Annotated in this window: 10 protein-coding genes; 4 read left to right on the forward strand and 6 right to left on the reverse strand. The window is 36.0% G+C overall.

Annotated elements, in window-relative coordinates; translation table 11 throughout:
• The first annotated feature begins 66 nt into the window (after window positions 1–66).
• Together CSP5_RS05245 and CSP5_RS05250 are read left to right on the forward strand one after the other, a co-directional pair.
• Complete coding sequence (locus tag CSP5_RS05245) at window positions 67–2,793, forward strand: DEAD/DEAH box helicase (protein WP_148689812.1); 2,727 nt, start codon at window positions 67–69, stop codon at window positions 2,791–2,793.
• Window positions 2,794–2,828: 35 nt separating this feature from the next.
• Window positions 2,829–3,155, forward strand: a complete 327-nt coding sequence (locus CSP5_RS05250; protein ID WP_077076315.1) for a toprim domain-containing protein — start codon at window positions 2,829–2,831, stop codon at window positions 3,153–3,155.
• Here CSP5_RS05250 and CSP5_RS05255 read toward each other — a convergent pair.
• Genes CSP5_RS05255 through CSP5_RS05265 form a run of 3 tightly spaced genes read right to left on the reverse strand, consistent with a single transcriptional unit; the run spans window position 3,109 to window position 5,936 of the window.
• A complete protein-coding gene (locus CSP5_RS05255; RefSeq protein WP_148689813.1) occupies window positions 3,109–3,897 on the reverse strand; it encodes an ABC transporter ATP-binding protein in 789 nt (262 codons plus the stop codon). The genes CSP5_RS05250 and CSP5_RS05255 overlap by 47 nt on opposite strands.
• Window positions 3,890–4,921, reverse strand: a complete 1,032-nt coding sequence (locus CSP5_RS05260) for a FecCD family ABC transporter permease (RefSeq protein ID WP_145983961.1) — start codon at window positions 4,919–4,921, stop codon at window positions 3,890–3,892. Before CSP5_RS05260 ends, CSP5_RS05255 begins: the two co-directional genes overlap by 8 nt.
• Window positions 4,922–4,943: 22 nt before the next feature.
• Entirely contained in the window at window positions 4,944–5,936 is a 993-nt protein-coding gene (locus tag CSP5_RS05265; RefSeq protein WP_148689814.1) for an ABC transporter substrate-binding protein, read from the reverse strand.
• 128 nt (window positions 5,937–6,064) lie between these two features.
• On the opposite strand from CSP5_RS05265, the gene CSP5_RS05270 reads away from it, so the two are divergent.
• A complete protein-coding gene (locus CSP5_RS05270; protein ID WP_021789995.1) occupies window positions 6,065–7,051 on the forward strand; it encodes a glycosyltransferase family 2 protein in 987 nt (328 codons plus the stop codon).
• On the opposite strand, the gene CSP5_RS05275 is transcribed toward CSP5_RS05270, so the two are convergent.
• Entirely contained in the window at window positions 7,048–8,061 is a 1,014-nt protein-coding gene (locus tag CSP5_RS05275) for an aldo/keto reductase (RefSeq protein ID WP_077076316.1), read from the reverse strand. The two genes, CSP5_RS05270 and CSP5_RS05275, sit on opposite strands and share 4 nt — an antisense overlap.
• 66 nt (window positions 8,062–8,127) lie before the next feature.
• Here CSP5_RS05275 and CSP5_RS05280 point away from each other — a divergent pair, with 66 nt between their 5' ends.
• Complete coding sequence (locus CSP5_RS05280) at window positions 8,128–10,440, forward strand: hypothetical protein (RefSeq protein WP_148689815.1); 2,313 nt, start codon at window positions 8,128–8,130, stop codon at window positions 10,438–10,440.
• 7 nt (window positions 10,441–10,447) lie between these two features.
• On the opposite strand, the gene CSP5_RS05285 is transcribed toward CSP5_RS05280, so the two are convergent.
• Window positions 10,448–12,496 (reverse strand): glycosyltransferase 87 family protein, encoded by a 2,049-nt coding sequence (locus CSP5_RS05285; RefSeq protein ID WP_148689816.1) that lies wholly within the window; start codon window positions 12,494–12,496, stop codon window positions 10,448–10,450.
• Window positions 12,497–12,781: 285 nt separating this feature from the next.
• Window positions 12,782–13,828, reverse strand: coding sequence for a glycosyltransferase (locus tag CSP5_RS05290; protein WP_077076319.1), 1,047 nt, complete (start codon window positions 13,826–13,828; stop codon window positions 12,782–12,784).
• Window positions 13,829–13,860: the final 32 nt, after the last annotated feature.

Raw genomic sequence — 13,860 nt, forward strand, 5'->3', positions numbered from 1 at the left:
GGGATGATGACGACGATGACGACGACGATGACGATGACGACGATGGGTTCTGAAGGAGCAATTTAAATGGTCGTTATCAACGAGAATAATTTTGAAAATTTTTTCTCACAGAGAATGTATGATTTTTTCAACACCCTAAAATTTGAAGAATTGACAGAAGCTCAGGAGATGCTCATCCCAGTAATTAGAAGTGGAAAAAGCGCCATGCTGATATCTCCAACAGGAAGCGGAAAGACAGAAGCCGCTATTTTTCCCATATTTGATTATATACTTAATAACGAGACAAAACCAATAACAGCACTCTTCATCACACCACTAAGAGCTTTGAACAGGGATATGTTACTCCGACTCAAGAATTATGGAAAAAAGATGGGTATAAGTGTTCAGGTTAGACACAGTGATATCTCTGAAAAGGAAAGGAGAGAGATCAGGGATAATCCTGCAGATATACTCATCACTACGCCAGAGTCGGTTCAGATACTGTTAAACTCAAAAAAGATAAGAGAGTACCTTAAATATTTGAAATATGTCATTGTAGATGAACTCCATGAACTGGCACAGAATGAAAGAGGGACGCAGTTAAGCATTTCTCTGGAAAGACTTGCAGAATTGTCACCAAATTTTCAGAGGATAGGACTATCTGCAACAGTCGGAAATCCAGAGGAACTAGCTAGATTTCTTTATAATACTGGTAATGTAGAAATTCTCAAAACATCCATGATAAAAACCATGGAGTTTGAGATTACAATTCCTGAAAAAGCCTCAGATGACATAGCAAGTAAGATGGGCTGTGAACCAGAGTATGCAGGGGCAGTTAAAAAAATTAAAGAACTGATTGAGTCCCATCAGGGTGCACTTGTATTTGTGAATACAAGAAGTGTGGCGGAGGATATTGCATTTCGAATGTCCCTATATTATGGACAATTACCAGTAATGGTTCATCATGGTTCCCTTTCTAGAGAAACCAGGGAAGAGGCAGAGGCAAAATTCAAGAACAGGGAGATCAAAGGACTGATTTGTACATCATCTCTGGAACTTGGGATAGACATAGGTTCTGCAGATCTTGTAATACAGTTCAATTCTCCAAGACAAATAAACAAGTTGATTCAAAGGATCGGTAGGTCAGGTCACTGGATACAGAAAATCTCCAGAGGAATAATTCTCTGTGGAGACCTCATTGAAATGGAGGAAGCTATGGCAATAGTAGGACAGATCAACAACCAGATACTTGAACCGGTGTTTATCAGAGATCTGTCCTATGCAACAGTGGCAAATCAGATACTTTTAAGATCTCACGAGATGAGAAAGTTTAATACTGAGAAATTCTACAAAATACTTATCAGAAGCTATCCCATGAGAAACCTATCCTATGAGGAATATCTTTCCATCATAGATTTTTTAAAAGTTTCAAGAAAGATCAGGTACGATTCTGTTAACGTTATGTCATCATCATCCTCGCTTGAATATTTCATAAATAATATTTCAATGATACCAAGCGAGAAGACATATAGGGTGATAGATGTAATCAACAGGAAATTTGTTGGAACACTTGACGAAAGATATGTACTGAATGAAATAGAACCCGGAGCTTATTTTGTTATGAGGGGTGCAACATGGAGAACAATAAGACTTGAGGAACAGAGTATATTTGTTGAACCTTTTCATACTGCTGCCCTCACCCCCAAATGGACGGGAGAGGATATACCTGTCCTTACAGATGTAACTGAAAGAGTTTCATTTAACAGGGAATTCTGCAATATAGATGAAAGCGTTGATCCCAGATCAAGAAAGAAACTTGAAGAGTGGCTGAAACAGGATCTTGCTCTTACAAGGAAGGTGTTCGTGGAGACCCATGGACAGGAGATACTTATACAGATACTATTAGGAACAAAGGGAAATTTTGCTCTTTCTGAGATAATAGGGTCCTTACTCACTGCCATAACAGGTGAAAGCGTTGAAACAGACTATTCTCCATACCACATTTATATGAGAACTGGTAAGAAATTGAGGTCAGCCGATATGGTTGAGATAATTAGACAGCTGAAGAATCATGATCTTGAAATTCTCATAGAAAATACTGTTAAAAGATCCAGATTTTTCAATGGAATATTCCTTTACGAGGCAAGAAAATTTGGAGTCATTAAGATGGATGCTGATCTTTCAAGAATGAGGATAGAGAAGATAATTGAATCTTATAAAAACACGGTTCTCTATGAAGACTGTATAAGGAAGATGATGAATGATTATATGGACATGGATACTGTGAATCTATTCATTAAAAACATTGATGATATTGAATTTGTTGAACGTGAAAACTTCAGCCAGGGATCAGAAAAGTTCCTGTCTCATTATTCAGAGAGAATTGCACCATTAAAACCAACCAAGGCAATTATTGATTCGATCAGGGACAGACTACTAAATGAAGAGATGACACTGCTCTGCACAAAGTGCCTGTGGACACATACAGATAAGGTTAAAAATTTAAATAATTTTAGATGTCCTTCCTGTGGAAGCAACCTTGTTGCAGCAATTTCACCGTTCAGCAGAGATAGCATAAAGGAATCAATTGACCGCGAAAAACTTACACTTAAGGAGAAAAATAGCCTGACAAAGTCCATTCACATTCTAAGGGCAAGAGGAAAGACAGCATTAATGACCATGGCAGGTAGAGGAATAGGGCCAGAAATGGCTACAAGACTTCTTTCGGTTAGATATTTTGATGAGGATGACCTTATTAGGGAAATAATAAGACAGGAAACTGATTTTGCAAAAAATAGGAGGTTCTGGAACTGAGGGAGAATAAATTCGTCAGAGAAGTTGAATATGTTTTGAGGGACAATATTAATTCGCCTATTATTGTAGAGGGGGATCATGACGTTTCAGCGCTAAGGGAAATTGGTGTCACTGGAGAGATCATAAAAATCAACCAGGGTGTATCCATAGAAAATTTCTGCAGCAGAGTTTCTTCAGAACATACTAAAGTAATACTATTAACGGACTTTGATAGAAAGGGAATAGATCTTCAATCAAAAATATCCACTATTCTTCAGAGTTATGGATGCAAAGTGAACTCCAGATTCTGGTACTTTATAGACCACAGCTTTAAGATTAAGAGTGTTGAGGACCTTCCCTGGCTTCTTCGGGAAAATCAGTGAAATCCTCCATTTCAACCGGATAAAATCTTATTCCCTCTGGGGATGAATATTTAGCAAATTTTGCATTATATGCCATTTCTAGATTGTGGATTGTTAGAACATCTTCCTTATCTCCGAAGGCAACAACCTTACCTTCCCTGAAAAGAAGGATAGAATCAGATATTCTGTTAGCTAAGTTTATGTCATGCATTACAAGCAGAACACCCTTTCTCTTTTCCTTTAAAGAATTAAGAATCTTAATAAGAGTGCTAATTTTGTCAAGATCAAGAAATGACGTAGGTTCATCCATCATTATATAATCTGCATTCTGATAAATACCGCCGGCTATGGACACCATTCTTTTTTCTCCTCCACTCAACGTAGAGAAATCCCTATCGATGAACTTTTCTACGCCACATAGTTTTAGAGCATCTACAATTTCTTCATCACCACCCATTCTTGTAAAGCCAGAAATCTCCATAACATCCCTTACTGTAAAACCCATGGGGTCCGGAATTTCCTGTTGAACATAGGAAATTTTTCTTGCTACAACTGATGGCTTCAATTTCCTAAGATTGTCGCCATCCACAATTATGGAACCTCCAATCAGGGGTATATAACCACTGATTGCTGTGAGTGTCGAAGTTTTCCCTGAACCATTTTTTCCGCAGATTGAAAGGATTTCTCCAGGGGAAAGTTCCATGGAGACAGGACCTATCTCAAGCTCACCTCGCCTGAAACGAATGTCATTCAGTTCAAGCACTGTAATACCCCCTTTTTGATATTTTTGCCATAAGAATCATGAAAAATGGTACACCAATTATGCCCGTGATAATACCTATGGGTAAAACCTCTCCCTTTATGATCAAATGTGCAAGATCATTGCTGAGAATAAGGAATGTTGCACCAAGAATAGCAGAGGAAGGGATCACATACTTATTGGAACCACCATACAATAATCTTGAAACATGTGGGAATATTAGACCTACAAATCCGATGAGACCGCTAATTGAAACACATGCAGATACTGCCACTGTGGTAAGCCCTATAGCAGCGAGTTTAGATTTTTCGGCATTTACTCCTACAGACTTTGCGTAAATCTCTCCCATCTGGAGTGCGTTTAACTGCCTGTACATTGACCCCAGTATAAGGGAAGTTACAATAACCAGAGGTACAACGATCATGTCATCAAGCCAAGAAATACCTGAAAGCGATCCAAGAATCCAGTAAAATATCCTATTCTCAAGAGCCGGTTTCGAATAAAGCAATAGGGCCACAAATGATGTTGCAAAAAGTGATATGGCGATACCTGTAAGCAGGAATACAACAGGAGGAGTTCTCCCATTTCTAAAGGATAAAACATAAACACCTGAAACAATAAGTATTGCGAATATAAATGCAAATATGGGTAATGTGAAAATTCCGAAAACTGTTATTCCAAAAACTATTGCAATGACAGCTCCAAGGGTTGCCCCACTGGATACTCCTGTAATATATGGCTCAGATATGGGGTTCCTAAAAATACTCTGGATAACAGCACCTCCCACGCCTAGGGAAGCTCCAACAGCGGCTGCCCCAAGAATCTCGGGTTCTCTCAGCTGAGTTACTATAATATAATCAGAATATTTTACGGAACCTACATTGATTCCGATCTGCTCTCCTACTGAGCGCAGTATGGTAAAAAATTCAACATTTACCGACCCTACCCCCAGAGAAAGGAAAAATGATAGGAAAAAGGCTATAATTGAAATTGAAAATATGGTATACGTTCTACCATGTGATACCATTAATTTCCTAATCTGTTTATTTTTAAACATTAACATCCTCATAGATACTCTGAACCTTTGGAGGTTCTGGATTGTAATTTAATTCAAATGGAAATTTAGGAAGTTTGACTGTTATGTGATATACTTCATAGATCATCCATTCTATGGCAAATATATTTCTGAAGTTAGGTTCTGAGAAAAGATTTGTATTAAATGCGGTATAGATCGTATTATTCTTATAAGCACCAGTTGAATCAAAGGGTTCTTTGTCAAGATCGGATTGATTAAAGCATGTTCCAAGAAGTATTACCTGAGGATTTGAGTTTACTATGTTTTCATTTGATATCTCATAGAAACCAGATCCATTTGCTATATTATTTAAATGAGAGTAATTGAACATAGCATTCACAAATGTACCTTTTCCAGTGGTCCATGTTGCACCATTCTCAACACACATTGCATATAGCAATGTCTTGCTGACAACACTTACATTAGAGAATTCATTCAATGATTCCCTCATCCAGTTATTGAGAAGTGTTGCATTCTTCTGGTTGCCAGTTAATTCACCCAGCAACGTGTTCTGAGCCATTATTTGTGTAAATGTAGAATTCAATCCTGCGCTGAGAAATATATAATCAATACTTGCGTTCAGAAGTTCCTGCACCTCACCTGGTGGATAAGAGCTAAATGAAATAACCGCCTGTGGAGAAAGATTTACTATCTGTTCAATACTCATATCTGGATAACATGTCATATTTGGTAAATTACTCTTTGGATATGTTGTGTAAGGACCCTTTCCCAGAACATCTTTGAATGCCCCTATGGCATAAAGTGTAGCACTTGCCGCCGGATCGAGTGAAACGATCCTGTTCAGATGAATGCCAGAAACGTTTGAATTTACAGTTATTATTCGTCCCTTTTTCGAGCTGGAAATGTGCTCATATTCAATCGCACCAATTGCTGATAAAATCACAACAATAACAACAATAGTTGCTATTATTTTCTTGCTGCCTTTCATTCTGTTATTTGTTTCCATATGAAGTCTCCTTTACAAAAGTGAAATTTAATTCATATTTATAAAGTTATCTTCATAACAATTATAGTGTTCGTCTAAATAAAATATCTTTAACAAAAACTTTTAAATGGATAGCTAATACCATAAGTGTGCCAGAATCCTTCACTCAACAATTGAAATATTATGAGCTTAAAAAGAGCCAAAAAGCCCTAGTATCACTTAGTTTTCTATGTCTCTTCAAGGGTAAGGAAACTCTTCTTGAAGATTCTCTGAATAGCATTGTTGATATAGCTGAAGAGTCTGGAATGGATTATGAAATAATAATAGTAAATACCACGCTGCTCCCAATTAATTCAGTATCCACTGAAGGAATAAGAGTTGAAAAGCCACTGAAAATTGCAGATTATGGATATTATAAAAGGGGTCAGGCTAAAAATGAAGCCTTTAAAAAAAGCACTGGAACACATATAGTTTTATTTGATCCTGAAAAAGTTTACGATATTAAATTTTCAGATGTCCTGTACAATTTTGTAAATCAGCGTGAGAAAAGGATGTTATACAGTGAATTCATAGTTATTCCCAGAGAAATACTTACAGAGGTAAATGGGTGGAACGACCTTTCTGTTTCAGAAGATTTAGATTTATTTGCAAGGATAAGTCAGGAGTATAACATCCTTTTTTATATAACAAATGGTCAGGAGTCAATTGAGAGATTCCTTACTTACAAACCAACCCAGATATTCGCATCGAAAGAATTTCAGCGAATGATGAAGGAGAAAAGGAGTAAAGTAATTACTGATCTTTTCATGGGATGCAATTATGGACTTAGAGATGCACTTCTCTTATCCCATAATGAGAATGTGAAACTCAAGATAAGAGATTATATGTCCCTTTATGCCTCATATTTCTTGGTAAAAATAAGAAGATACAACCGAGGAAAGAAGAGTAACTTTACCACAATAATGGAATCCATGTTCGAATCAATCATCCTTCAGGAATACGAAAAGGTGAAAATAGAGAGTTATCCCCTCAACATAAGTCTTGGAAAAACAGAGATTCGATATCTCATGGTTAAAAGCGACATATTTCCCAAGATATCAAAAACCCTTGACAAAATAATAAAAAGAGAGAATTAAATTTTTTCGAAATCTCTTCCCCTATCCTGTCTCTTTATCATCCAGCCTGGGTAAAGTTCCCTATCTTCAGAAACATCATCCAGTCTCTTAACCTGCTCTGCTGTTAGATTCACATCAAGAGTCTTCATGTTTTCTTCAAATTGCTCCAGAGTTCTTGCACCAACCAGAACTATTCCCTTTTTTGCTATTACCCATGAAAGTGCAACATTTGAAAGTTTGCAATCCTGTTCTTTTGCTATTTCTTCTGCGACCTCAAGTACAAATCTTGCCTTTTCCTGATCGAATGGTGGAAATACCCCTCTATCGCCAAACCTGGTACCTGCTTTCGCTTCAACTTTCTTGCCATACTTTCCTGATAAAACTCCACCGTGAAGTGGACTCCATGCAAGCAGTGATAGTCCATCATGATTCATGTATGGCAACACCTCCTGCTCTATATCCCTGTTCAAGAGAGAATAATTCATCTGTGCCGAATGATACGCCTCAAAGTGGTTTTCTCGGGCCACAGAATTGAATAGTGCCATTTGCCATGCCTGAAAATTTGAAAATCCTGGATAATCAATATCCCCTCTTTCGACAAGATCCTGAAGTGTTTCAATCGTTTCTATTATTGGCACATGATAGTCAAACGAATGCATTTGATAAAGCTCCACGTGATCTGTTTTCAATCTTTCAAGACTTCCCTTTATGGATTCCCTTATATGATGTCTTGTTAGACCAATCTGATTTATGCCTTTTCCAGTTCTCCCTCTTACCTTTGTGGCTATGTGAATCTCATCTCTAAACGACTTCAGGGCCTTTCCAAGAGCTATTTCAGATTCTCCTTCATCATATACGTCCGCAGTATCGAAAAGGTTTATTCCATATTCGTATGCTCTCTTCACCATTTCATTTGTCTGTTCCTGGCTTAATCCACCGAGTTTCCAGCTGTTCTTGTCGCCAAATGTCATTGCCCCAAGAGCCATTACTGAGACATACAATCCTGACTTTCCCAGTCTTACATACTTCATAAATGAATAATACAAGTGCATATTAAACCGTTATGACATAATATTTTTAAGGAGAAAAAATCACGAATGATGAATGCAATAAAGATTCTTCTCCCTGTGGTCCTTGTTTCAATCTTAATACCTCTTATACCAATTACCGGTGAGATTAATAGTCATAATATAAAATCCCCGGAACAGCAAGTGACAAATTCCAATACATTAAAAAACATTTATATTTATAATAATTTTACTATAAATACCACAAACCAGAATATTGCAAAGTCTTACATGCTGATATTTGAGGGTCAAAAACATATATTTCTTCAAATCCGGACTAATCTATCATTTGAGAATGAGATAATAGTTACCAAGGGAACGAATCTTACAATCGAAACACCTTCCGCAGGATACGAAGTTGGAATTTGCAACTCTGACTTTCTCTTTAATGGATCCTTGAGTTTTGATGGTGATAGAGTTCAAGTTTCTGATTCCATAATTGGTAATAATTTAAGTCATATCAGAATGTATTACGCCAAAGACATGATGGTTTTTAGAAATTCAACTTTCAGGAACCTAAATTCATCAAAAGTAGTATACAGAAATGTTGATTCGCTAAGACAAAGTTCCCAACCGATTAGTGCTGCTGGTAGTTTTACATATAGTTATATCCAAAACACAACCCATAAATTCCCCATAAGCGAGATTAAATTTAAAGGAAATTTTTCATACAATGGAAGCGGTATTTACCTAGGAATGGCATTCACCTTTGGTTGTAATTCCATAAGCAATAAGATTAATATTACAGCGGGAAATGGCAATTTTGAATCAGCTATCTACATGGTACATCCAGTTTATCTAAAGAGTATTTGTAATGATGATAAAATTGTAAACATCAGTATGCCATATGGTTCAAACCTAACTATCTGGAAATCTTCTATATGTTTTATTTCCAATTCAACGTTCAATATTACTGGATTTAGTACGAACTACATTGTGCTGAATGACACACATCTGGTTACACTTAACTCTTCATTCTCTGCTAATTCATTGCCTTTCACAAACTCGGGCTTTTATAATCTGAAGAAAGAAGGATTTCTATTGAACAATGGATCAGAACTCATAATGATAGGATCGTATTTCTCTGGAAACAATCTCAGTTCTGAATCTCCGGTTATAACAACAGATAATTCATTATTTTACTTCCTACCCTTACTGAGTGTTACTTATTCCATGTACCATAAAATTATATATTATCGTCCTGTGGGGATTTATCCAGCAGGTACGGTTAAACAAGATTTTAACCTAAGTTGTATCCTCGACAGTAATACTTATTCATATGGTACTAACACTTCCATTATCATCCCGGCGTATAAACAGGGGAGTAACAAATGTATGAATTCTATATTTTCCTTTACAATGTTTAACAAAACACAATATTTTTCAATATCGTCAAATGATATTTTTAAATTAGGGTCTTATACATACACAAAAACATATTATGATATTCCATATGTGAATGTAAAAACTGAGATCTCATACAACAACTCATCCATTTTTCTAAATATATCTGCAAATGAATCTATTTACAAACCAATCAACGTAACATATATTACCAAATTAAGTTATGATAATTCAACTGAGATATCCAAATATGACCTAAAAATCACTTCAGAGAAAAACTACTCATACGCTTTTAATATTCCCAGAAAAAGGAGCCTATACTATGAAAACATTGAGGTTAACTCTGAACTAAGATACTTCAACACCGTAAAGAATGTGACTGAATATTATATGAAAGTTTTCACTATTCCCCCTCTTTTTTCAGTTTTTATTCTAAAGTCAGTCAACCTTTCATATGGTTCCAATTTCTCGGTTTACATTGGTAGTCACTTATATCAAAGCTCCAATGGAATCATTGAATTCAGAAATGTGAAACAATGTCTAAACGTTCTAACAATGAATTCAGGCTTCATGGCACCAGAGGAAAAGAACATTACAGTTCACCCAGGTTTAAATTATATCAAATATAAGATAGAGTCAGGCAAGGTGGTTTTTACCGGTACTCTTTCTGAAAAACTTATAATAAGCGTAGGCAACACGAACTATGAATATTCAAATGGGCTATCAATTACCCTAACATATGGAAACCACACAATAATGTTGAACAATTCCGGAAAAGTTACATTTATGGATATTTTCGTACATAGTAATATGACAAGTATTTACCTGTATCAAAGGAATTTAAAACCCCCAATAGATTGGAGCGCTGAAGTTCTTCCTATATTGCTTTCTTCCCTTGCCATATCTGCAATATACAATATTTCCAGAAAGAAGTTAAGAAGAATTTGTCCTGTTTGTATGCAGGAAGTAACTTTTGATCGTAAACACTCACACGAGTAAGCTTTTATCAAAACCTGATGTTTGAAACGCTGAAGTTCTGTGCTGATGTTCCATTGGTATAAAGTTCGTAGTTAAATACTGTTGTAACGGGAACAATATGGAACATATTGCTTATTGCATATATCCTGGTGAAATTTATATTTCCATATCTTTGAATAAATATGTACTGGTTTATACCTGAATAATACGTATTTCCACTTACTGTTCTATTCATCCCAATGTAAATATCATAGATTCCATTTATAGTCATTTCTACTCCAACAAAATTTTTAATCTTGTCATTTGTCACAGAGGTCCCATTTCCTGAGTAGGAATAATTAAAGTTAAGATTATCCCCTGAATTCTTTAAATAAGATAGGTTTACTGCAGAATTTGAAAGCCTTATACAGTTAATCTTCGAGATATTATGATCGGGTGAAAGGGAAATCGTAAAACCGTTACCTGATTTACCATTCCCGTTATTTAAGTGGTAATTAAATCGATTACTGATCTGACTTGTGTCAACACCCCAGCATAAAAATGGAGATTTCAGGTTGTTTGTTGGATATTGAAGATTGTAGTTTGCAATCCCTATTCTGTTTATCTTTGGAGCTTTGACAGTAATATAATCACTAAGAAAGTTATAGTATGCCTGAATCCTAAAGGTGGTACCCTGTTTCAACAGATATGCATATGATTCAGGATATGCGGTTACATAATTTTGCCCAACATGAAGTGATGAAGATGCGTACCAAAGCATGCCATTATAGTTACCTTCCGTAGCGGTACTGGGAATTATTCTAAAATAAATTGGAGAGGTAAGATTAGAACCTAGCGCTGGCTGGTAAGTGATGCTGATATTCATAGATGTTATGTATCCAGGAATGCACTGCTGATCTGACATATTTTCAACTGCATTTATGTGGTAAATATTACTATCATTATCATTGTATGATAAATAGATCGACCCGGCAGTCGTTAAAGATATAATTATTATAACTATTACTGCGAACGTTATATTCTTCTGCAAATATTTCCTGATACCTGTTATATAAATACCTGTGTTTAGTGGCTTTGCCCTAATATCAGAGAGCGTTGGTGGTTTTATGTTTTCTTCTCTTAAATAATCTGCAAAACTTATAACGATTAAAAGCGACCAGTCAACAATATACCCAAGCAGTACCCTGTAATTTACAAGGAACATGAGCATAGGAAAGATAAATAGTGCGTACTTCAGCTTACTGTAGAAACGTACATAAAAGAGGAAGGTAATTATTATCGTTGCTAAGAATATAAGTGTAAAAACAGTGGATGGAATTTTAAACAATCCTGTGAATGAAAGTTCCGAAAAACCTATGCCTATACCAAGAACAGGCTGGAATTCGGCTTCGACGATGTTCCTAAGCCAGTCATAAGGCTGCATAATTATAAAAGGAAGGTTGGTGAGGAGAAAAGAAAACGCGGCGAGACTAAAGAAGACGAAAGACTGCTTGAAAGATTTTCCTTTTTCCATGAAAATCATAAAGATAAGAAACGGAAAGGCAACTATAGCCAGCTGCTTGGATGAAATTGATAAGCCGTAAAATAGGCCAGATAGCCAGGGTTTTTCCCTGAAGATATAGGCCAACACAAGAAAGAAAATCCATAGTATATCAGTTGAACCTCCTATTGAAAGCCCGAATGTATATACACTTAACATTATTATTAAGGAAAAATAAGGTAAAATCTTCTCCATATGAGTTTTCCTTAAATATAGAAAAACAGCCAGAAAATTAAGGGCTGAAAATATGAATAAGGTTGTATAATCAGGAAGATGGAAATATACAACTGGTAGAAATGCAAGAACCGACATTCCAGGATATAACAATATTTCCACCAGTTTACCATTCAATCCCGGTGTTACATAAAGTGAATATGGCTTTATGTAACTGAATGCACCAAGCATGTTGCTTTTAATATATGGGTCTTTGCCCTCAAGAAAAATTTTCGCAGCATATGTTTGAAGTATAATTTCATCGGTTAATGCATTGGGATATAATGTTGATATAACAAAGAAAAGTTGTACAATTGATAACACAAAACCAATATAAGGAAGGTTTTTGATAATTTTTGATTCTTTTATGCTGGTTAGAAAAACAAACATAAGAATAATTCCTAGAACGACTAGGATTACTCCATTAATTATTGAACCATAATCTAGATAACTCGTATAATTTATAGATATGAATGGTAAAATAATGAATACTAAGCCAAAAACAAAATAGCGGATTCGGCTCAACTTCTTAACTTCGGTTTCTGACTTCATATACAGATCAAATAAAACTAAATTTAAAAGAAGTTGTTAAAGATTGTTATTGTATCATTATAAATGCCATACTACACCCTGACTTCCCCCGAAGTTTGTCGAGAACGAAGCCAGAATGCCGATACCCGTAGCAAGCATATAATTTACACTGAATGCAGTTAAGAGAAATATCATTGCAAAATATATTGCAGATCCAAGACTGCTCATCATATTATATCTTGCGTACTTTCTCAGTACTGAGCCACTACTCCTTCTTCTGCGATATGTCCAGTAATTGTTTAGTATGAAGTTGCTGACAATCGATGCTTCTAGAGCCAGTATGGCTCCCATATATAGTGGATCATGAAAACCACCTACTATTAACTTCATCATCAACAGGTTAAGAATTGCCCCTGAGATTCCAACAACAAGAAATTTAACCATCAGGTAGTCTGAAAGATTGAGTAATAATTTAAGGTATCTTATAAATTCCTTGATTCCAAACTTACTCTTTCCTGCAGCCCTTTTATTGAATCTGTATGGAACCTCAACAACATTCCTGGTGCCAGATGCAACCAGCACTTCTAGAAGAACCTTGTATCCGTTTGACTTGATCTGTTCTGGTTCTATAATGTCCCTTTTGAACCCAAAAAATCCTGACATTGGATCTTTTATTCCTTCTGTTTCCTGTAAGTTTATGTGAGCTAAAAGTGTAGCTACTTTAGATATCATTCCCCTTGAGAAGCTAAAATCGCTTTTTCCTCCCCTAATATATCTTGATGCAATTGCAACATCCTTTCCCTTCTTTAACTCTCTTAAAATTCTGGGAACTACCTCTGGAGGATGCTGTAAATCACTATCCATTACAACTACGTATTTACTGCTGGATGCCAGCATTCCATCCCTAATGGCTGTGGCAATACCCAGCTTACCTTCTCTTTTGACCAATACAATATTCGTGTATTTCGCAGCAAGCTTTTCTACAACATTTGACGTACCGTCAGGGCTGTTGTCATCCACAACTACTATTTGATGATCAATATTCATATCTTCCAAACGGTGTATCAATATAGGTATGTTGCGCGATTCGTTATATGTCGGAATTATGATAGATAGTTCAGGAATAAAGCTCCCCCCATATAGTCAACATAATATCT

Source organism: Cuniculiplasma divulgatum (assembly GCF_900083515.1).
Classification (GTDB): Archaea; Thermoplasmatota; Thermoplasmata; order Thermoplasmatales; family Thermoplasmataceae; genus Cuniculiplasma; species Cuniculiplasma divulgatum.

What these genes read in the sequence shown, in the direction of transcription:
- CSP5_RS05280 (WP_148689815.1), top strand. Translation starts at nt 8,128, where the DNA reads ATGATGAATGCAATAAAGATTCTTCTCCCTGTGGTCCTTGTTTCAATC.
- CSP5_RS05265 (WP_148689814.1), bottom strand. Translation starts at nt 5,936, where the DNA reads ATGGAAACAAATAACAGAATGAAAGGCAGCAAGAAAATAATAGCAACT.
- CSP5_RS05260 (WP_145983961.1), bottom strand. Translation starts at nt 4,921, where the DNA reads ATGGTATCACATGGTAGAACGTATACCATATTTTCAATTTCAATTATA.
- CSP5_RS05245 (WP_148689812.1), top strand. Translation starts at nt 67, where the DNA reads ATGGTCGTTATCAACGAGAATAATTTTGAAAATTTTTTCTCACAGAGA.
- CSP5_RS05275 (WP_077076316.1), bottom strand. Translation starts at nt 8,061, where the DNA reads ATGAAGTATGTAAGACTGGGAAAGTCAGGATTGTATGTCTCAGTAATG.